Origin of the sequence: Undibacterium sp. Di27W (assembly GCF_049340345.1) — a bacterium.
Taxonomy (GTDB): Bacteria; Pseudomonadota; Gammaproteobacteria; order Burkholderiales; family Burkholderiaceae_D; genus Undibacterium.
Genome location: NZ_JBMPOS010000001.1, coordinates 763,329 through 783,065, shown reverse-complemented (window position 1 = coordinate 783,065; position 19,737 = coordinate 763,329). Strand labels below are relative to the sequence as shown.

At 47.7% G+C, this 19,737-nt stretch carries 18 protein-coding genes; 4 read left to right on the top strand and 14 right to left on the bottom strand.

Features of this window, described 5'->3' with window-relative positions:
- The first annotated feature begins 15 nt into the window (after positions 1-15).
- From msrB to ACO0LF_RS03475, 4 genes are read left to right on the top strand one after another with little or no spacing between them, the layout of a single operon-like run.
- Complete coding sequence (msrB, locus tag ACO0LF_RS03490; protein ID WP_423011924.1) at positions 16-411, top strand: peptide-methionine (R)-S-oxide reductase MsrB; 396 nt, start codon at positions 16-18, stop codon at positions 409-411.
- 11 nt (positions 412-422) lie between these two features.
- Positions 423-1,046: a septation protein A gene (locus ACO0LF_RS03485; RefSeq protein WP_423011922.1), complete on the top strand. Its 624-nt coding sequence runs from the start codon at positions 423-425 to the stop codon at positions 1,044-1,046.
- The gene (locus ACO0LF_RS03480; RefSeq protein WP_423011920.1) at positions 1,043-1,315 is read left to right on the top strand and encodes a BolA family protein; all 273 of its coding nucleotides are present in this window, start codon (positions 1,043-1,045) and stop codon (positions 1,313-1,315) included. Before ACO0LF_RS03485 ends, ACO0LF_RS03480 begins: the two co-directional genes overlap by 4 nt.
- Before the next feature lie 50 nt (positions 1,316-1,365).
- On the top strand, positions 1,366-2,142 hold the full coding sequence (locus tag ACO0LF_RS03475; RefSeq protein WP_423011918.1) for a peptidyl-prolyl cis-trans isomerase: 777 nt from the start codon (positions 1,366-1,368) through the stop codon (positions 2,140-2,142).
- Positions 2,143-2,205: 63 nt separating this feature from the next.
- Here ACO0LF_RS03475 and ACO0LF_RS03470 read toward each other — a convergent pair whose 3' ends face one another.
- The 14 genes from ACO0LF_RS03470 to ACO0LF_RS03405 form a co-directional block, all read right to left on the bottom strand.
- Positions 2,206-2,946 carry a substrate-binding periplasmic protein gene (locus ACO0LF_RS03470; protein WP_423011916.1) on the bottom strand — a complete coding sequence of 247 codons (741 nt, stop codon included), beginning with the start codon at positions 2,944-2,946 and terminating at the stop codon, positions 2,206-2,208.
- Positions 2,947-3,113: 167 nt separating this feature from the next.
- A complete protein-coding gene (gene purL / locus ACO0LF_RS03465; RefSeq protein WP_423011914.1) occupies positions 3,114-7,109 on the bottom strand; it encodes a phosphoribosylformylglycinamidine synthase in 3,996 nt (1,331 codons plus the stop codon).
- A 137-nt stretch (positions 7,110-7,246) separates the two neighbouring features.
- Positions 7,247-8,752 (bottom strand): glycosyltransferase family 39 protein, encoded by a 1,506-nt coding sequence (locus tag ACO0LF_RS03460; RefSeq protein ID WP_423012451.1) that lies wholly within the window; start codon positions 8,750-8,752, stop codon positions 7,247-7,249.
- Between the two features lie 359 nt (positions 8,753-9,111).
- Complete coding sequence (locus ACO0LF_RS03455; protein ID WP_423011912.1) at positions 9,112-10,329, bottom strand: EAL and HDOD domain-containing protein; 1,218 nt, start codon at positions 10,327-10,329, stop codon at positions 9,112-9,114.
- Positions 10,330-10,368: 39 nt separating this feature from the next.
- Positions 10,369-11,001: a protein phosphatase CheZ gene (gene cheZ / locus ACO0LF_RS03450; RefSeq protein WP_423011910.1), complete on the bottom strand. Its 633-nt coding sequence runs from the start codon at positions 10,999-11,001 to the stop codon at positions 10,369-10,371.
- Positions 11,002-11,030: 29 nt separating this feature from the next.
- Positions 11,031-11,420 carry a chemotaxis response regulator CheY gene (cheY, locus tag ACO0LF_RS03445; RefSeq protein WP_110253727.1) on the bottom strand — a complete coding sequence of 130 codons (390 nt, stop codon included), beginning with the start codon at positions 11,418-11,420 and terminating at the stop codon, positions 11,031-11,033.
- Between the two features lie 103 nt (positions 11,421-11,523).
- Positions 11,524-12,600, bottom strand: coding sequence for a protein-glutamate methylesterase/protein-glutamine glutaminase (locus tag ACO0LF_RS03440; protein ID WP_423011908.1), 1,077 nt, complete (start codon positions 12,598-12,600; stop codon positions 11,524-11,526).
- 49 nt (positions 12,601-12,649) lie between these two features.
- A complete protein-coding gene (gene cheD / locus ACO0LF_RS03435) occupies positions 12,650-13,258 on the bottom strand; it encodes a chemoreceptor glutamine deamidase CheD (RefSeq protein WP_423011906.1) in 609 nt (202 codons plus the stop codon).
- Positions 13,255-14,154: a CheR family methyltransferase gene (locus tag ACO0LF_RS03430; protein WP_423011904.1), complete on the bottom strand. Its 900-nt coding sequence runs from the start codon at positions 14,152-14,154 to the stop codon at positions 13,255-13,257. Before ACO0LF_RS03430 ends, cheD begins: the two co-directional genes overlap by 4 nt.
- Positions 14,155-14,300: 146 nt before the next feature.
- Complete coding sequence (locus ACO0LF_RS03425) at positions 14,301-16,028, bottom strand: methyl-accepting chemotaxis protein (protein WP_423011902.1); 1,728 nt, start codon at positions 16,026-16,028, stop codon at positions 14,301-14,303.
- A gap of 80 nt (positions 16,029-16,108) precedes the next feature.
- On the bottom strand, positions 16,109-16,618 hold the full coding sequence (locus ACO0LF_RS03420) for a chemotaxis protein CheW (RefSeq protein WP_423011900.1): 510 nt from the start codon (positions 16,616-16,618) through the stop codon (positions 16,109-16,111).
- A gap of 35 nt (positions 16,619-16,653) precedes the next feature.
- A complete protein-coding gene (gene cheA / locus ACO0LF_RS03415) occupies positions 16,654-18,687 on the bottom strand; it encodes a chemotaxis protein CheA (RefSeq protein ID WP_423011898.1) in 2,034 nt (677 codons plus the stop codon).
- Between the two features lie 50 nt (positions 18,688-18,737).
- A complete protein-coding gene (locus ACO0LF_RS03410) occupies positions 18,738-19,103 on the bottom strand; it encodes a response regulator (protein ID WP_110253733.1) in 366 nt (121 codons plus the stop codon).
- Positions 19,104-19,154: 51 nt separating this feature from the next.
- Positions 19,155-19,703 carry a chemotaxis protein gene (locus ACO0LF_RS03405; RefSeq protein WP_423011896.1) on the bottom strand — a complete coding sequence of 183 codons (549 nt, stop codon included), beginning with the start codon at positions 19,701-19,703 and terminating at the stop codon, positions 19,155-19,157.
- Positions 19,704-19,737: the final 34 nt, after the last annotated feature.

Sequence of the window (19,737 nt, the reverse complement as noted above, 5' to 3'; positions counted from 1 at the left end):
AGTGAAGAGGAAATCATGAGTAAAATCGTCAAATCAGATGCCGAATGGAAGGCACAACTGAGCTCCATGGAGTATGAAGTCACCAGGCATGCAGCCACCGAGCGCGCTTTTACAGGCAAATTCTGGGATCACCATGAAGAAGGCATCTACACCTGCGTCTGCTGCAACACACCTTTGTTTGCCTCCGATGCCAAATTTGATTCAGGTTGCGGCTGGCCAAGCTACTTCAAGGCATTAAATCCAGCCTATGTCCGCGAAAAAGTTGATACATCTCACGGCATGACGCGCACCGAGATATTGTGTAATATCTGCGACGCCCATCTGGGACATGTATTCCCGGACGGACCACCCCCTACAAGGTTGCGTTATTGCATCAATTCCGCTTCCTTAAAATTTGACCCTGTAACTTAAGCTGTCTGTAAATGAAATTTCTTTTTGATATGTTCCCGGTAGTTTTGTTTTTTCTCACTCTTAAATGGGGTGAGAAAAATGCTTCTACTGCACAATCCATCGTATCCGACTATTTTTCCGGCATCGTGTCTGGAGGTAGTACCACAGCTGAGCTGGCACCCATTTTATTGGCGACAGCGATTACCTTGGTCGCATCCATATTCCAGATAGGTTACCTGCTCATACGTCGTAAAAAAGTGGATGCCATGCTATGGATTTCTTTCATCATTATCATGGTGTTTGGTGGCGCCACTTTGTATTTTCAAAACGAAGCCTTTATCAAATGGAAGCCTACCGTACTCTATTGGTGTTATTGCGGCGCCTTTGCTTTGGCCCAGTTTGCATTCAAAAGTAACCTGATTCAATTGGCGATGGGTGAGCAAATCAAGTTACCGGCGCAAATCTGGACACGCCTCAGTTATGCATGGATGCTGTATTTTTTGCTCATGGGTTTCATTAACCTTTATGTGGCATTTAATTTTCCTACGGATACCTGGGCCAATTTCAAGCTTCTTGCCGTCGTTGCCATCATGCCGGCATTTATTGTCATCCAGAGCCTGTTTCTGGCTAAATATATGGAAGAACCTGCCCAATGACACGTCAGGAAAAAATATTAACCCATCTCACGGAAACCTTGCAGCCTCTTCAATGTCAATTAACAGATGACTCTGAGGCGCATCGTGGCCATGCTGGCGCAGCAGGCGGCGCAGGTCATTACAGTGTAAGAATAGTTTGTCAGCAATTTGAGGGATTAAACCGCATTTCTCGCCATCGACTAGTGTATGATGCCGTTGGCGATATGATGCAAACGGAAATTCATGCCCTCAATATCGTGGCATTGAGTCCGTCAGAGATAGCGACCTAAGCAGTTTATTTATAATCCGTTTTTTTTATTTTGTTATTTAGGAACAGACAATGACTTTTAAACCTGCTCATTTGCTGGTAGTACTTCTTGCAACTGCCCTCCCTGCAATGGCTCAAAATCTGGCTACGGTTAATGGCAAAGCGATTCCTACCAGCCGCCTTGAAACATTAGTCAAACAAGTAACTGCTCAGGGACAACAGCAAGACAGCCCACAATTGCGCACTATGCTGAAGCAGGAACTGATTAACCGCGAAGTATTGATACAAGAAGCGGAAAAATCTGGCTTGGCTGGCAATGCTGAAGTAAAACAAGCAATCGAAGCAAGTCGCCAATCCATCTTGGTTCGCGCCCTGATGATAGAGCAACTTAAAAAGAATCCTGTCACAGACGCAGAAGTACAAGCCGAATATGACAAGTTAAAAGCACAAGCTGGCGACAAGGAATATCACCTCTACCACATCCTGCTGGAAAAAGAAGATGATGCCAAAGCGATCATCTCCAAATTGAAAGCTGGCGCCAAGTTCGAAGAACTGGCCAAGCAATCCAAAGATGCTGGTTCAGCATCCAAAGGTGGCGATCTTGACTGGTCTACACCGGTTAACTGGGATCCAACTTTTGCAACAGCTGTTAAGGCCCTGCAAAAAGGTCAATTTACAGAAACACCTGTTAAGTCTCAAGCTGGCTTTCATATCATCAAACTCGATGATACACGCACAGCAAAATTCCCTTCAGTGGAAGAAGTCAAACCTAATTTTGTAGAAGGCTTGCAACAGCAACGCGTACAAGCGTATCAGCAAGCACTGATCAAAAAAGCCAAGATACAGTAATCTTATCTCGCTGTACTTGATAAAAAAAGAGGTGCAAATGCACCTCTTTTTTTTCATGACAGCTTATTGATATTTATTGATGATGCTGTTTAATTTACCACTGCGCTGCAGCTCGGCAAGTCCTTTATCCAATTGCTCAATAATTTGAGCGGCCTGAGGATGGTCTTTGCTCACCCCAAAATGCAAAGGGTATTTTTCTGTTTGTGGCAAATTAAGTATTTTGTAAGTACTCATATCCAGTGGCAAAAGACTTAAACGCGCAAATCCCCACAAGACCTCCTGCATATCGACCACGATATCACAATGACCCCGCTCGATCTTGCGCATAAGGCTGGTATAGCTGGTTGCGCCACTCTCTATCGCCGATGCTGGCAGCCTGGTATAAAAAATTGATGAGCCGTGCAGAGAGCACACCTTGTATTTCTCCAGATCACCCAGGACCTGCAAAGGCGCTTGCGGGAAACGTGCCGCGGAATACAAATAAGAAGGAGTGAGGCTGTGATAACTGCGGGAAAACAGGTAGATTTTTTCGCGCTCAGGATTTTTAAATACCGACATCACAATATCGAATCCTTCGCGCGCCTGTACTTCCAGCAGGCAACGCGCCCAGGGTCTGAGCTCTATCCTGGGATCGTTGAAGATATTCCTCAAAATATCTGCCGATAGCCCTTCCACTGGGCCGCCAGCAGCCTTGACATAGGACATGGGCGGCCAGTTACTATCGCCGCCACAGGCACGCACGCGCCCTGCTGCACTGGCATCATGCAAGGCAAACAACAAGGCAATGAATAACAAGTATCGCATTTATCTAGAGAAAGTTTCCCCGGCGATTCATTATAAGGAAAGACACGCCTCGGAGACGCATAATTCTGATTTCAAATGTAAATCATTTTCATGAGTCCAGAGTAAACAAAAGGGCGAAATCATTTTCATGATTCCGCCCCTTGGGCTGCTGTTAATACGAGGGAAGATCAGCCAGCAAAGACGCGTGCGTTGCGGAACATGCGCATCCAGGGTGAATCTTCACCCCAACCCTCTGGATGCCATGAATGCAAGACCGAGCGGAATACCCGTTCAGCATGCGGCATCAATACCGTAAAGCGGCCATCTTCATTAGTGACCGAGGTAATGCCCTGAGGCGAACCATTCGGGTTATAAGGATAAGCCTCAGTAGCCAGGCCAGCATTATTAATGAAACGCATGGCTACCTGTGCTTTGGCGATGTCACCGGTTGTGGAAAAGTCAGCAAAACCTTCACCATGCGCGATAGCGATAGGTGTTTGGGTACCTGCCATGCCCTGGAAGAAGATGGAAGCAGATTCAGCCACTTCCACCATGGCAAAACGGCCCTCGAATTGCTCAGACTTATTCTTCGTGAATTTAGGCCAGGCTTGTGCGCCTGGGATGATGGATTTCAAATTACTCATCATCTGGCAACCATTACAGATACCCAGACCAAAGGTGTCATCGCGATGGAAGAATTGCGAGAACTGATCAGACATCATGGCATTGAACAAGATCGTTTTTGCCCAGCCCTCACCTGCTCCCAGCACGTCGCCATAAGAGAAACCACCAACGGCGATCAAGCCCTTGAAGTCCGCCAGTTTTGCACGGCCAGCGATCAGGTCACTCATGTGCACATCGACCGCTTCAAAACCAGACTTATGCATGACATAAGCGGTTTCTATATGCGAGTTCACACCCTGCTCACGCAGGATCGCAACCTTGGGACGTACGCCAGTCGCAATAAATGGCGCTGCCACGTCTTGCTGCGGATCGAAACTCAGTTTAGGCTGCATGCCTGGATCATTGGCATCGACGATACGCGCGTATTCAGCATCGGCACCGGCAGGGTTATCGCGCAAGCGGGCGATTTGCCAGCTGGTTTTGCTCCACAACTGATGCAATGCAGTTCTAGGTTGTGTATAGATTTGCTTGGCATCGCGGGTAAATTCTATGATGCCGCTATTGTTTGGCTTGCCGATGATATGGCTACAGGCGCCCAGATTAAAGCTACGCAAGACATCCATGACTTCTGAGCGCTGCTCAGTACGCACTTGTATCACGGCACCCAGTTCTTCATTGAACAAGGCGCGCAAGGTCATGTCATTACGACGCTCAGATACCTGGCTGGCCCAGTTCTTGGCATCGCCCTGGTCTGCCGCATGCTCACTATCCATGGTCAGGATATCGAGATTGACGGACAAGCCAGCACGACCGGCAAACGCCATTTCACACAGGCTGGCGTACAGACCACCGTCAGAACGGTCATGGTAAGCCAGCAATTTATCTTCTCTATTCAATTGCTGGATAGCGGCGAAGAAAGCTTTCAGGTCTTCTGCGCTATCGACATCAGGCGCATCGTTACCCAACTGCTGCATGACTTGCGCAAAACAGGATACACCCAGACGATTTTTGCCACGACCCAGGTCGATCAAAATCAGGCTGGTATCACCCTGGTCCAAACGTATTTGCGGCGTCAGCGATTTACGCACATCATAGACAGGTGAGAAGGCAGAAATAATCAAGGATACCGGTGAAGTCACGGCCTTGCTTTGACCATCATCCTTCCAGGTTGTACGCATGGACAAAGAATCTTTACCCACCGGGATACTGATACCCAGCGCCGGGCACAATTCCATGCCAACCGCTTTGACCGTATCAAACAGGGCCGCATCCTGGCCAGGCTGACCACAGGCAGCCATCCAGTTGGCAGACAGTTTGATATCCGAAATATCCCTGATCGGCGCAGCAGCAATATTAGTGATGGCTTCACCAACAGCCATACGGCCCGATGCGGCAGCATCAATCACAGCCAGCGGTGTACGCTCGCCCATGGACATGGCTTCACCGAGATAACCTTCCAGACTCATGGTGGTCACGGCACAATCTGCTACCGGCACCTGCCATGGACCAACCATCTGGTCACGCACTGAAGTAGCACCCACTGTGCGGTCACCAATGGTGATCAGGAAGGATTTATCCGCCACCGTCGGCAGACTCAGCACGCGCTCAGCGGCAACTTGCAGATCGATGCCCGTCAAATCAATTTTAGGGAAGTCATTGCTGACATGGCTAACATCCCTGTGCATTTTTGGTGGCTTGCCCAGCAAGACATTCATGGGCATGTCGACTGGTGAAGTGTCGTTCAGCGGATCGATGACGCGCAATTGACGTTCTTCCGTCGCTGTACCAACCACAGCAAACGGACAACGCTCACGCTCACAGAAATGGCGGAACAGTTCCAGACTTTCCGGGGCGATACCCAGAACATAGCGTTCCTGTGATTCATTACTCCAGATTTCTTTCGGTGCCATGCCGCTTTCTTCCAGCGGTACTTTACGCAAATCAAACAGCGCGCCGCGCTTGGCATCATTGGTAATTTCAGGGAAGGCATTCGACAAACCACCCGCACCGACGTCATGGATGGACAGGACAGGATTATCATCACCCAACTGCCAGCAGGAATTGATGACCTCTTGCGCACGACGCTCCATTTCAGGGTTGCCACGCTGTACAGAATCAAAATCCAGATCCGCCGTATTAGTACCAGTTGCCATCGAAGAAGCGGCACTGCCACCCATGCCTATACGCATACCTGGGCCACCGAGTTGTATCAACAGCGTGCCTACTGGCAGATCATTCTTTTTGGTGTGCCTGTCCGAGATATTGCCAATACCACCAGCAATCATGATGGGCTTGTGATAGCCATACACCGTGCCGCCGACATTTTGTTCGAAGGTACGGAAATAACCACCCAGAACAGGACGACCGAATTCGTTATTGAAAGCCGCACCACCCAAAGGGCCTTCTATCATGATCTGCAGCGGTGAAGCGATGCGGTCTGGCTTGCCGTAGGCATTCATATCGACTTTTGCAGTCAGACTGTCACCAGCGTTTTCCCAAGCCTGACGTGCACCTGGCAACATCAGATTGGATACGGTAAAACCGGTCAGGCCCGCTTTTGGACGGGCACCACGGCCTGTTGCACCTTCATCACGAATTTCACCACCAGCGCCAGTAGAAGCGCCTGGGAATGGGGAAATGGCGGTTGGGTGATTATGCGTTTCCACCTTCATCAGAGTGTGCGTCAGTTCTTCTGTGACTTTGTAGACCTGGTCTTTACCGGACGGGAAGAATCGATTAACGACTGCACCCTCCATGATGGAAGAATTGTCGCTATAGGCAACGATGGTGCCCTTAGGTTGCAGCTCATGGGTATTCTTGATCATTTGGAACAGGGATTTATCCTGTTTCTGACCATCGATAGTCCAGTCTGCATTAAAAATCTTGTGGCGGCAATGTTCGCTGTTTGCCTGGGCGAACATCATCAATTCGACGTCAGTCGGATTACGCTTGGCAGTGGTGAAGGCGTCAACCAGATAATCGATCTCGTCATCTGATAAAGCCAGACCGAGTTCGCTATTCGCCTGCAGCAGTGCAGCCTTGCCACCTTGCAGTACATCGACATGCTCCAGATCCTTGGCGACCAGCTCAGAAAACAGTGCCTGGGCTTGCTGTGCATCGGCCAGCACCATTTCTGTCATGCGATCATGCAAGAGCGCTGCCACTTGTTCACGGCTGCCATCAGCAAGCTTTTTAGCACCACCCAGCAAACCTGTCTTGACTTGCACATAATAGATAATGCCGCGTTCCAGACGGTGGATATGCGTCATGCCACAATTGTGGACAATATCCGTCGCCTTGCTGGCCCATGGCGAGATCGTGCCAAAACGCGGGATCACGACAAATACATCACCGTCGCTGCTGGCAGCAAATGCATCGCCATACACCAGCAAAGCATTCAGGCGATCAGCGTCTTCCTTGACCAGTTCAGATGCCGTATCGACAAAATGAACGTAGCGACCGCTGACACCAACTATATTGGCATCAACAGCTTGCAAACGAGAGAGAAGACCGGAGGTACGAAAAGCAGACAGGGCGTTGGAGCCTGGCAATATCAACATGGTGAGCGAGGTAGTTGAGGCACAGTACACAAAACCTGCCGTGCACATATGCTGGTTGGATCAGAAAGCGTGATTATACCTTGATGCCCAACCCGACTCCAGACGCCAGCAGGAAGAAATTGCCCTAACTGCCAAACTCAATTCATAAAAATGGTACTGCGACCGATTTTTTTTATTTTTTTAAACTTATATGCATATTTTTTGCACAAAAAACATTCAGTTTGATTATCTGGAAGTTTTGGGTTTTTGTCCAAATCTTCATCGAGAACAACCAAAACTACGGATTGTCTATCTATTAAGGTATCAAAATTGGTATCTGAAAGAACAATATCATTCTTGTGAAGTTTATTTCCCCAAAACAAATCACTACTACGACTATCAACCACTCTAACCGGTTGTTTCAAATAAAAAGGCAGCGAAGACTGGTGCTCAAATACTTTAAATAAAAACACTTCACGCTTAACTTCTTTTGCTGACAATTCCGCCACTAGGGGCTGTGTAGAAGTCCATTGCGCCCCTGCCTGCAAGACCCCTATAAGTGCCACCAAAATCAACGCTGGTATCGTCGCAAAGGGAAGCAGGCCAAAGCTCGGCAAACGCCATACCACAAGGGCAATACCTAGGCTCAAGAGACAGGCACTAATCATGAATGCCCGTAAAAATTGTATACCTTGCACGCCATAAATGAGCAAGGAAGAAAATTGAGACGCCCCTTGCTTGCCCGCCTGCCAGGCGAGTATACCAAACAAAACCGCCAGGACCAGGCCCACCAGCCCCCTGCCCCATGCCCGCCCAAACTGCCGGTCTTCCAAAGCAATAGCAAGTTGCAAGGCTGCAAGTGGCATGACCACGACGAGATAATAATTCGCCTTGGCACTAGAGACTGAGAAAAACAGCACAGGCATGATCCAGGCACAAGCCAGGAAAAAATGCAGCACTCTAGGGCTTGTTTTTTGAGCTTTGACAAACAAAAGCACAGGCAAAAAGAAAGACCAGGGAAAGAGGTAAATCACCATCCTGGGCAAGTAATACCACCACGCACCAGCATAGTAGTCATGCGGCTCACGTTTACCCAAAAAACGCAGCACATGCTCATTAATAAAATAGAACCAGGCAAATATGGGTTCAGCCACGATGGCAGCAATATGCCAGGGCAAGGCTATCAACAAAAAAATTCCAATAGCCCTGGGATTGAACCAGGTCAGTATTCTTTTTAGAAAATCTGCTGCCGAACTGGAAAATAGCAGCGTATAGACAAAGGTCACGGCCACAAACAGGATGATTGCCACAAAACCTTTAGCCAACAAAGCGAAAGCCAGCAATCCCAGTGACCAATAGAGTTTTTTCTTATTGCCGGATATGCTGAACAAATAGCCTGCCATCAGGGCACCGGTCAAAAACACTGTCAATAGCATATCGAACATCAGGGTGCGCGACATTGCCATGACTCCCAAGCCACTGATGAACATCAATGCAGCCAGCCTGGCCGCCGTCACCCGATTTATCTGGCGACCGAACCACAGTATCATCGCCACACATGACAATGCTGACATGGCAGGCACCGCCCTGGCAGCCCATTCGTTTTCACCAAAAACGGCAAAGCAAATGGCCGTCAGCCAGTATAGCAATGGAGGTTTCTCCATATACGCCAGACCATTCAGATAAGGAATGATCCAATGATGCCAGTCTCCGGATGCCAGCATTTCCCGGGGAATCTCAGCATACAAGCCTTCGTTATTATCCAGTATGGGATAACAGCCCAGGCCATAAGCCAAAAAGAAAAAGGTCAGCAACCATACCAACCATGCTGGTATGCTTGCTTGATGCCCTTCGATTTCAGCTTGCAGATTACTCATAGTAGTGAAGAATGACGGCCTATCGACCATGTCTCAATGGAATTTGTCATAATTATTTTTTCAAGTAGCGAACTTTATCCATTCTTGCGGGATAAAGCAAAAAAAAGACAAGCAAATGCTTGTCTTTTCATGGATATACGATTTGATCAGGCTAGGGATGCAACATTTTTTGCCCAGACCAACGCTGCCATATGCGCTGCATTCAAATCTGCTGGTGTAATCTTCAAAGATTCAGCCAGTGAACCAACCAGCATGCTATTGAGTTCACACGCCTCAGCCAAAGCCAGGAAAGGCCCGTAAGTGCCACCGCGCGAAATCAGGGCTTCTGTGACAACCTCTGGTAATTGTATGGATGAAAGCACTTCTTCCATAGGGATGCCCAAAAGCCTGTCCAGCAAAGAGAACATACCGGCAACAAACAGATTTTCCGCCTCACTCTTGGACATTTTACTTTGGCCCAGAATTTCAGCCAGGCGGCCTCGAATAATGGCGGTTTCCAGCAATACCGGTGAATAGCCACTGGTGCTGGCCGTCGCCAACAACAGAGTGAGCCAACGGTATAAAGGACTATATCCCAGCATTTGCACAGCATGCTTCAAGGATTGCACTTCGGTGCGCAAACCAAAACCTGCCGAGTTAATATAGCGCAAAAGCTTGTAAGCCAGAGTCGCATCGCGCTTGACCACGGCTTCAAGTTGTTGAATATCCGCATTTTTTCTGACCATTTCCATCAACTGCAAAATAGTCGTCTGAGACGTATTCAAAGTCTTGGGCGCTGTACTGGGTCTGGGCGTCAAATGCAGCTTACCAACAAAACTATCCAGCCCCAATGCCGAGCAAGCATCAAAATCCTGCCATGCGAGTACATTGCGCGCCACCATACGTACCGTGGATTGTTTCAGCGCAGCATACACCTTGGCTTGAGAGGCGAAATTAGCCGCATTCAACTTGACTTCGAGATGGGAAATTTGCGCGAAATAGGAGCGCTCCAATGTCGTCACTTCTGCGCCACGCAAACAAATACCATAGCCCAATTTGCGCAATTCCGTCACTGCCTCCAAAGTGGCAGGGTCAGCAAAATACTTCTTGTGCAAGATGAGCACTATATTTTTTGCTGGCAGCAGCTTTAAACCTTCCGCATGCAACAACTCTGGCACGGCCTCAAGAAACAACAGACTATCGCCAAGCAAGAATCCCTTGTCATCATCTTGCAATTGTACTGCGACAAATTCCAGCAAGGCACTCAGGCTCTCTGTGCTTGCCTCTGCATTTTGATCCGGCTGCTGCCAGGAAAATTGGAAACCTATGACTCGTTGCTTAGGATCGAGTAATGGCTCTCTTACGATGAAGCTTTCTTCTATCATCTTATTTATTATTTATGTTAGTTAATATGACTGAAAAACTCAGAAGCCTAGACTATCGAGCAAATCATCTACTTGCCCTTGATTTGCAACAAGGTCTGCATTCCCTTCCGGATTTATTTGCGGGCCATTCAACAGCCCATCAACTGTCTCCTTCTTGAGTTCATTCGGTGAGTAATCGACAAGCAATTGTAGTAATTGCTGCTCAAGACTTTGAGCAAGCACTGTTACCTTCTTGATGACTTGACCAGTCAAATCCTGGAAATCCTGCGCCATCATGATTTCCATCAAATGGGACTTGGTTTCCAGGCTATTGGTGCTGGCCAATTTGAGATAGGCCTGCAACTGCTCGTGAAATTGCTGGTACTGTTCAGGCAGCGGAGTCTGCGCCTGTATTTCAGAAAAAGAGGCAGTCAGCTTCTTTGCATCCGTATCTAATGCTTCCTGCAAAGGAATGGCAATATCTGTCGCGTTCAAGACACGTTGCGCTGCCTTCTCAGACATTTGAGCAACGTAATCAAGGCGATCACGTGCATCCGGTATGTCCTCGGCAGCGCGTTCCAGCAACTTGTCCAAACCCAGGCCACGCAAACTATCATGCAATAACCTGGTCATGTGTCCTACTCTGTTCAGGAGATCGTCATGCTGAGTATTTGGATTGATGTTCTGACTCATGTTCTCCTCCACTTCAAGCTGTCGCCTGACTATTTCCCCAGCTTTTCGAAGATCTTTGTCAGCTTTTCGTCCAGGGTGGCAGCTGTAAATGGTTTTACCACATAACCATTGGCACCTGCCTGAGCGGCAGCAATGATGTTTTCTTTTTTGGCTTCTGCCGTCACCATGAGTACCGGCATTTTAGACAAGGCTGGATCAGCACGAATATGCTGCAGCATCGTCAAGCCATCCATATTAGGCATATTCCAGTCAGAGATGACGAAATCGAAATCACCATTCTTCAACTTTGCCAAACCCATTGCTCCGTCTTCTGCTTCATCGACATTGGAATATCCCAACTCTTTAAGCAAATTCCGCACAATGCGACGCATAGTAGAAAAGTCGTCAACTACTAAAAATTTGAGATTTTGATCGGCCATGAATTACTCCACTATTTCTTTAAGGACAGTTATTAGCATTATCGGACAAATTGAGATAAAACGGTGCTGAAATTGCAGTAAGACATCAAATTCTAACAAATCGTCACACCCTCAAGGCTCGACTACCATGTGTAGCAAGGTAATGCAGAACCTTGGTAGGCAATTCGTTCAAAGGGCCAACCTCATGTGTCGCGCCAATTGCAATTGCTTCACGCGGCATACCAAATACTACACAACTTGCTTCATCTTGGGCAAAATTGTATGCACCTGCATTTTTCATCTCCAGCATACCGGCAGCACCATCCTTGCCCATACCTGTCAAAATCACTCCCACCGCGTTTTTACCTGCATAGGTCGCGGCAGAACGGAACAACACATCCACTGAGGGACGATGACGATTCACCGGCTCACCCTGATCCAGTTGCGTCACATAATTGGCACCACTGCGCCCTAGCAAGAGGTGTGAATGACCGGGCGCTATGTATGCATGCCCGGGCAAGACACGCTCGCCACCAGCAGCCTCGGATACAGAAATTTTGCACAGCCCATCCAGGCGCTTGGCGAATGAACGTGTAAATCCTTCTGGCATATGCTGAGTAATCAAAATTCCAGGGCAATCTGAAGGCATCTGTACCAGGAAATTCTTGATAGCCTCAGTACCACCAGTGGACGCACCGATAATAATCAGCTTTTCACTACTGGTCAGTGGATTGCGTACTTGTGGCAATACTCCAACATTCACATGCCCAGCATCCGCTACAGGCACGCTTCTTGGCCTGATTCTGGCTTTGGAGGCGATCCTGATCTTGTCTGCAATCAGCTCTGTGTATTCAAGCATGCCACTTTGTATGGATAACTTGGGCTTGGTGACAAAGTCTACCGCCCCCAATTCAAGTGCGCGCATGGTAATTTCAGAACCGCGCTCAGTCAGCGAAGACACCATGATGACGGGCATAGGCCTCAAGCGCATCAAGCGCTCAAGAAAATCCAGTCCATCCATCTTGGGCATTTCCACATCCAGAGTAAGTACATCAGGATTGGTTTGCTTGATCAGCTCGCGTGCGACCAAGGGGTCAGGAGCCACGCCAACCACTTCCATATCTGGCTGGCTGCCTATAATTTCGCTCATGACACTTCGTATCAACGCAGAGTCGTCAACAATTAATACTTTTATTTTCATTCAAAATACTCCGCACTCATTGATGAAGATGACATCACGCAATAAATAACTAGAACAGATCCACTTCCCCACCCACCGAGGTCGTTTTGAGCTTGCTAGCATAATCTTGCTCGCGCCTTCTGAGAGTATCGTTATGTTCTACTTTCAGTTTCTTGACTAACACCTTGCCCGTCTTGGGAAAGAAATATACTTTGCGCGGATAAATGTCATTCAAATCTTCGGCCGTCACGCGCATTCTTTCGGCACGCAGATAATCCAGCACAAATCTGGCATTGCGCTCACCAACATTGATCGCCGTAAACCCGCGCAAAACATTGCCACCGCCAAAAACTTTGGCTTCCATATTTTCGCGCTTGGCTCCGGCTTTCAACAATTCATTGATTAATACTTCCATTGCATAAGTGCCATAGCGCATGGAGGCTGATACAGGATTATCGGCATCCCCCCCGGTATCGGGCAACATAAAATGATTCATGCCACCGACGCCAGAAACACGATCCCGTATGCATGCAGAAACACAGGACCCGAGGACCGTGACAATCAACATATCCTTGTTGGTGAAATAAAATTCACCAGGTAATATCTTGGCAGCATCACAATCAAAGGTTCGATCATAATAAACATTCGTTGCAAAATGCTCTTCACTTAGCTGGCTCATGGATTACCCTTTTGCAAATGGCGCAATGTCGTTCTGTTGCCAGGAGCATGCGACTTGGTCAGTTCATAGACCGTCTTACCTCTGAGCTTGAAGTCATCAGAAACATACAAAAAATTCTCTGAGTGGCCTGCAAACAACAAACCGTCCGGCTTCATCAAGGGAACAAACTTCTTCAAGATTTTCCCCTGCGTAGGCTTGTCAAAATAGATCATGACATTCCGGCAAAAAATTGCATCAAATTCGCCGCTCAAAGGCCAGTTATCTTCCAATAAATTCAATTGCTTAAATGTGATCAATTCCCGTAATTCCGGTCTTACCCTGACCAGACCTTCTTGCGCACCCTTACCTTTAAGAAAAAACTTGCGGGTTCTTTCTGCCGACAGTTTTTCTATACGGTCCAGGTTATATACACCACGCGAAGCAGTTTCCAGAACATTGGTATCTATATCTGTTGCAATAATATGAGCAGGCGGACGTAAAGTCCCGAATGCCTCGCATAGTGTCATCGCAATAGAATAGGGCTCCTCCCCTGTTGAGCTGGCAGAACACCAGATATTGACTGTTTCCTGTCTTTTGGCGATGTGTTCAGCAAGTATGGGAAAGTGATGTTCTTCCCTGAAAAACGAAGTCAAATTCGTTGTCAGTGCATTGGTGAAGGCTTCCCACTCTGACTCAATCTGATTACTTTCCAGGCTATCCAGATAGTCAGAAAACGAGCTGATACCAGTCGCCCGCAGACGACGTGCCAGCCGGCTATAGACCATTTCCTGCTTGCTATCAGCCAGAGAAATGCCAGCCTTTTTATAAATCAAGTCACGGACACGGTCAAAATCCCTGGAGTTAAACGTAAACTCTTTTGAAGTGTCCGACCTGGTTTTATCGATGGATTTCGTCATTCAATGCTTTCTTAAACTTTCCCCATCCTGTTTCAGAGACGAAAGCTGATTTCAAATAAAAATCCAGATAATCAGTACCTCTTTACTATCGGGGTATTTAATCCAAAACCCCGGCCTCAGCCTTAAAACCTATTGATGATCTTAGATCAAAATTCTTCCCAATCATCCTGCTTATCTGCAACTGGCTTGCTCGCCCTGGCTCCAGCACCAGCTGTTCCTGATGGTTCAGCTCTAGGCAAAGCCTTCACTTGAGCCGCCCTTGTCGCGACAGGCTTATTGAATGCTTTACTGACCACAGGTTTTGTTTGTTGAGGTACATGCCCCATCCCTGAATTAAGCTTAAAGACGCTCACAGCCTGCGCTAATGCAACGGCTTGCTCTTCCATGCTTTCTGCCGCTGCGGCTGCCTGCTCTACCAAAGCCGCATTTTGCTGCGTCATTTCATCCATTTGTGTAATCGCCAGGTTCACTTGTTCTATGCCTGAACTTTGTTCCTGGCTGGCGGCCGTGATCTCGCTCATGATGTCAGCCACATGCTGGACACTGGTGACGATTTCATCCATGGTCTTGCCTGCTTCGTCGACGAGTTTGCTACCCTGGTCTACCTTGTCTACCGAGTCACTGATGAGCGATTTGATTTCTTTGGCCGCACTGGCACTGCGCTGTGCCAGGTTGCGCACTTCTGCTGCTACGACGGCAAAACCACGCCCCTGCTCACCAGCCCTGGCCGCCTCTACCGCCGCATTCAAGGCCAGGATATTGGTCTGGAAAGCGATGCCATCAATGACGCCTATGATGTCGACGATCTTGCGTGAGCTTTCCTTGATCGAACCCATGGTACTGACTACCTGGCCGACTACTGCCCCACCCTTGACTGCCACACCAGAAGCAGAAACCACCAATTGATTGGCTTGCCTTGCATTGTCGGCATTTTGCCTGACTGTGCTGGTCAACTCTTCCATAGAGCTGGCAGTTTCTTCCAGTGAGCTGGCTTGCGATTCTGTACGGCTCGACAAGTCTGCATTGCCGCTGGCGATTTCTTGTGAGGCGACGGTGATGGTTTCTGTGCCTGTCCTGACCTGTCCGACAGTTGCGGCCAGATTATCATTCATGTTTTTCAGCGCCTGGAACAAGGAGGTCACTTCATCATTGCCGGATACCGTAACCTGGCTACGCAAGTCACCGTCAGCTACTGTCTCAGCCAAACTCAATGCCTCTTGCAAAGGCTGGGTAATGCTGCGTGTAATAGTCCAGGCAAATAATGCACCTACAGCCAGAGCAGACAGCAGAATGACATATAACCACATCGTCAGCTTGGCACCTGCAGCGGCAAAAGTTTCAAAAACCTGCTTGGAAGCAACTTCCTGCAAATCAACTAATTTATTCATCTCCTGTATTGATTTAACACTCAGAGGGTCAATCACAGTGGCGATAATTTTTGCTGCACCTTCACCATTAAAAGCCAGGGCCTGGCCTACTGCATCTTTTAATGGTTTATCAATATCCTTATCCAATTTGGCGATATCGCCCAATATTTTCTTTTCTTCTTCATTCAAACCAAGAGAAGCAATCTTTTCTTTGGCTTCTTCATATTTCTTCTTTTGCAGCTTGACCTTACCCTCTTCCTTTTGCATTTCACCTACATCAGACTGTATGCCTATATTGCGCATGGCGATACCACCTTCAAACAAGGCGCTCTTCATATTATTGGCCAACACCTGTTTTTGGGCAGCCAGATTCAAACCATTTACCATGGCCTGACGATTATTACCACTGAGTGCATTGACAAACAAAATAACGCCTATCAGGCCAGCTAAAATAAGTGCGAAGCCGACTCCCAAACGGGTGCCAATTTTAAAGTTTCTTAGATTCATAGCGTCTCCTATTTATTTTTTTGCCTACTACTCTATCTACACTTTTTCAAAGCTGAATGACCAAAACAGTAGTCACATGATCAAGCGGCTGCCTCTACCAGTCCCATTTCAGGGCTAGACATCAATTTATCGATGTCTACCAAAATCAACATGCGGTCATCTAGTGTGCCCAAGCCTATCAAGAAATCGGTACTGAAGGTCGTTCCCATTTCTGGAGCTGGTCTGACCTGTTCAGGCAGCAAAGTCGTGACATCGGATACGCTATCGACAACCATACCGACGATGCGCCCTTCAATATTCAAAATAATGACCACCGTAAATTGGTCATAAGTAGGTGCTCCCAAATTAAATTTGATGCGCATATCCACCACGGGAACGATGATCCCGCGCAAATTGATAACGCCCTTCAAAAACTCTGGTGCATTGGCAATCCGCGTTACAGCTTCATAGCCACGTATTTCCTGAACCTTGAGAATATCGATACCGTACTCTTCGTTACCCAAGGTAAAAGCAAGGAATTCATGCCCAGCAATATCTGATTTAGCTCCATCGTTGGAGCCATGATCACCAGCCTGTGAAATTTGCGTCATTTCTTTTTCCTCGTCTTAAATTTCTAATTCAATCTTCATCGCGCAGTGCGCAAAACGGCAGCGACATCCAAAATAAGTGCAACACCACCATCACCCAGGATAGTTGCTCCTGAGATGCCAGGGACTTTCTTATAGTTTGATTCTATATTTTTTACCACCACTTGTTGCTGACCAACCAGATCATCAACAAATAATGCGGCTTTTTTCCCATCCACTTCCACAATCACAACGATGCCATCAGATGGATCTGTATATTTGGGCGGAATATCGAAATATTCATACAAGGGTACCAGCGGCAGGTATTCATCGCGCACCTTTACCACTCTGCCCTTGCCACTGATTTCCTTTATATCTGCCTTGGCTGGCTGTAGAGACTCCATGACGAAGCCCAGAGGTAAAATATAAATCTCATTACCAAACTTGATCGACATGCCATCCAGGATCGCCAGCGTCAAAGGCAAGGATATCGTAATCGTCGTACCATAACCCTTGGCTGAGCGGATGTCGACGACGCCGCCCATGGCAGCGATATTGCGCTTGACCACATCCATACCAACACCGCGACCAGACACATCAGTCACCGTTTCGGCAGTTGAAAATCCAGGTGCAAAGATCAGGAGCCAGACTTCACTATCACTCATTGCATCAGAAACGGTCAGGCCATTCTGCCTTGCCTTGGCCAGGATTTTATCCCTATGCAGGCCACCGCCATCGTCACTGACTTCAATCACAATATTACCGCCCTGATGTACCGCAGACAGGGACAATTTACCTGTTTCACTTTTGCCTGTCTGCGCTCTGGTAGCTGGCATTTCTATGCCATGATCTATACTATTTCTCACCAGATGCGTCAGTGGATCGACAATACGTTCAATCAAGCCCTTATCCAGCTCTGTCGAAGCGCCATAAGTGACGAATTCAACTTTCTTGCCCAGTTTGGTCGCCAAATCCCTGACCATGCGTGGAAAACGCGAAAAAACATAATCCATGGGCATCATGCGTATGGACATGACAGCTTCTTGCAAATCACGGGTATTTCTGGTCAGGTGTGCCACGCTGCTCAGCAGACGTTCATTGGCAATCGGATCCAAGTCTTGAGTACGCTGCTCCAACATGGCCTGAGTAATGACCAATTCACCAATCAAATTGATCAGTTGATCTACTTTTTCTATGCCGACCCGTATGGTAGAGGATTCCTGGGAAGCAGTAGGCTTCTCCACTTTTTTCTCGGCAAGCGGCGCTGCCTTTTCTGGAATAACAATGTCCGCCACTTTTTCAGAAGCGGTTTCTGACTTGTTTTCCTCAGGCGGAAACATGGCGTCCAGGGGTTCAAAGAAACCATAACCCAGGTCATCGTCGCTAGGCTGCGCTTTACTGGCGGGTAAGTTGGCGATTTGCTCTTCTGTTATTTTCAGTGTGTCAGGATTCAGAATAAAAGAACAAATCGAAATAATGTCATCTTTGCTTTCATTCGTCCGCAAAGCCAGGACTACATTGCTGCCATTATTATCCAGTCTGGATATGGAGCCGAGCAATCCCAGCTCCGACATGATCGCAGCGGCGTCTGATTCAGAAACATCGGGCAATTCAATTTTGAAAGCCGTTTTATAGACTACATCTGCATCATCAAATTCTGGACTGCGGCTGGCAAAACTGGCCGTGGGAGCAGCAATGGGCACTGCATCCTGCGACAGTGATTGCAGCAACATCCTGACATCAGCAACTGCATCCTGATCTACAGGCGTACCTAACTTATGCCCGTCAAGCTGCATCTTCAAAATATCTTTAGCGATGAGGAAAGCATCTACATGCTCTGCAGTCAGCGCCATTTCACCCTTGCGTATCTTATCAAGCAGTGACTCCAGTATATGAGTCACTTCCGTCATATCTGTCAGGCCAAAGGTCGACGCGCCCCCCTTGATGGAGTGAGCGGCACGAAAAATGGCATTCAAATCCTCAGGATCTGGTGAAGAGATATCGACGGCAAGTAACAATTTTTCCTTCTCGGCAAGAAGCTCTTCCGCCTCGTCGAAAAAAACCTGGAAAAACTGACTCATGTCAATCGTCATTATTAAACTCCGTGATTTACATTTGTTTGCCCAGACTTCAGGCCATTAATTCAGCCAATCACTTTTTTCACTACTTCAGTCAGTTTTTGCGGATCAAAAGGCTTCACCAGCCAGCCATTGGCGCCAGCAGCCCGACCTTTTGCCTTCATATCGTCGCTAGATTCGGTTGTCAGCATCAAGATAGGCACTCGAGCATATGAGGGCAATCCACGTAGAGACTTGATCAGCGTCAGGCCGTCCATGCGTGGCATATTTTGATCGGTCAATACCAGATCAACGACCTGATTGCGTGCTTTTTCCAGTCCATCCTGGCCATCAACTGCTTCAATCACCTGATATCCTGCGGCTTTCAAACTGAATGCCACCATCTGCCTCAAGGAGCCAGAATCATCCACAGCTAAAATTGTCTTGGCCATAATTACTCCGTTATACGAATTGTAGGCAGCTTCTGCAAACCACCACTTGATTTAAAATAACTCGATGTCACCACTATCCAGATGCTTCTGATGCACAGCTTTATGTAACAAATTTTTCAGGTCCGCACTTTGCTTCTCCAGACGGACGGTAGTCTCACGCAACAAGGCCGTCAACTCATCTGATTCACCGTCGTGCTCAATATCATTGCCTACCACTCCCAAAGTCCCCAAGACTTCCCGCAAACCTTCGCATCGCTGCAGGGTTCTTGAAATCAACTGACTGGTCAAATCCTGAAATTGCAAGCTGGTCACGGCTGAACTGATATGCCTGGCAATATCTTCCTGTATTACCTTGAGACGCAATACGCTTTCATCAGAAACACCACCGGAACTAACGATTAAATTGATTTCTTCCTGCTCACTCGAAATGGCTGCATGCAGGGCCATAAAGCTGACTCCCAGCTTTTCTATTGCCTCGCCCAAGAGTATGGTTGTTTGCGCAAGGTCGGTCTCAACCTCCAGCAAATGTGCATTTCCATGATCAGACACACCTGATAAAAGTTGCTTAACCTGAGAACCCAACAGTTTCTTTTTGGACATCTTAAGCATCCTATCTATGCATTTTGACTTAATG

What these genes read in the sequence shown, in the direction of transcription:
- msrB (WP_423011924.1), top strand. Translation starts at nt 16, where the DNA reads ATGAGTAAAATCGTCAAATCAGATGCCGAATGGAAGGCACAACTGAGC.
- ACO0LF_RS03485 (WP_423011922.1), top strand. Translation starts at nt 423, where the DNA reads ATGAAATTTCTTTTTGATATGTTCCCGGTAGTTTTGTTTTTTCTCACT.
- ACO0LF_RS03480 (WP_423011920.1), top strand. Translation starts at nt 1,043, where the DNA reads ATGACACGTCAGGAAAAAATATTAACCCATCTCACGGAAACCTTGCAG.
- ACO0LF_RS03475 (WP_423011918.1), top strand. Translation starts at nt 1,366, where the DNA reads ATGACTTTTAAACCTGCTCATTTGCTGGTAGTACTTCTTGCAACTGCC.
- ACO0LF_RS03470 (WP_423011916.1), bottom strand. Translation starts at nt 2,946, where the DNA reads ATGCGATACTTGTTATTCATTGCCTTGTTGTTTGCCTTGCATGATGCC.
- purL (WP_423011914.1), bottom strand. Translation starts at nt 7,109, where the DNA reads ATGTTGATATTGCCAGGCTCCAACGCCCTGTCTGCTTTTCGTACCTCC.
- ACO0LF_RS03460 (WP_423012451.1), bottom strand. Translation starts at nt 8,752, where the DNA reads ATGGAGAAACCTCCATTGCTATACTGGCTGACGGCCATTTGCTTTGCC.
- ACO0LF_RS03455 (WP_423011912.1), bottom strand. Translation starts at nt 10,329, where the DNA reads ATGATAGAAGAAAGCTTCATCGTAAGAGAGCCATTACTCGATCCTAAG.
- cheZ (WP_423011910.1), bottom strand. Translation starts at nt 11,001, where the DNA reads ATGAGTCAGAACATCAATCCAAATACTCAGCATGACGATCTCCTGAAC.
- cheY (WP_110253727.1), bottom strand. Translation starts at nt 11,420, where the DNA reads ATGGCCGATCAAAATCTCAAATTTTTAGTAGTTGACGACTTTTCTACT.
- ACO0LF_RS03440 (WP_423011908.1), bottom strand. Translation starts at nt 12,600, where the DNA reads ATGAAAATAAAAGTATTAATTGTTGACGACTCTGCGTTGATACGAAGT.
- cheD (WP_423011906.1), bottom strand. Translation starts at nt 13,258, where the DNA reads ATGAGCCAGCTAAGTGAAGAGCATTTTGCAACGAATGTTTATTATGAT.
- ACO0LF_RS03430 (WP_423011904.1), bottom strand. Translation starts at nt 14,154, where the DNA reads ATGACGAAATCCATCGATAAAACCAGGTCGGACACTTCAAAAGAGTTT.
- ACO0LF_RS03425 (WP_423011902.1), bottom strand. Translation starts at nt 16,028, where the DNA reads ATGAATCTAAGAAACTTTAAAATTGGCACCCGTTTGGGAGTCGGCTTC.
- ACO0LF_RS03420 (WP_423011900.1), bottom strand. Translation starts at nt 16,618, where the DNA reads ATGACGCAAATTTCACAGGCTGGTGATCATGGCTCCAACGATGGAGCT.
- cheA (WP_423011898.1), bottom strand. Translation starts at nt 18,687, where the DNA reads ATGACGATTGACATGAGTCAGTTTTTCCAGGTTTTTTTCGACGAGGCG.
- ACO0LF_RS03410 (WP_110253733.1), bottom strand. Translation starts at nt 19,103, where the DNA reads ATGGCCAAGACAATTTTAGCTGTGGATGATTCTGGCTCCTTGAGGCAG.
- ACO0LF_RS03405 (WP_423011896.1), bottom strand. Translation starts at nt 19,703, where the DNA reads ATGTCCAAAAAGAAACTGTTGGGTTCTCAGGTTAAGCAACTTTTATCA.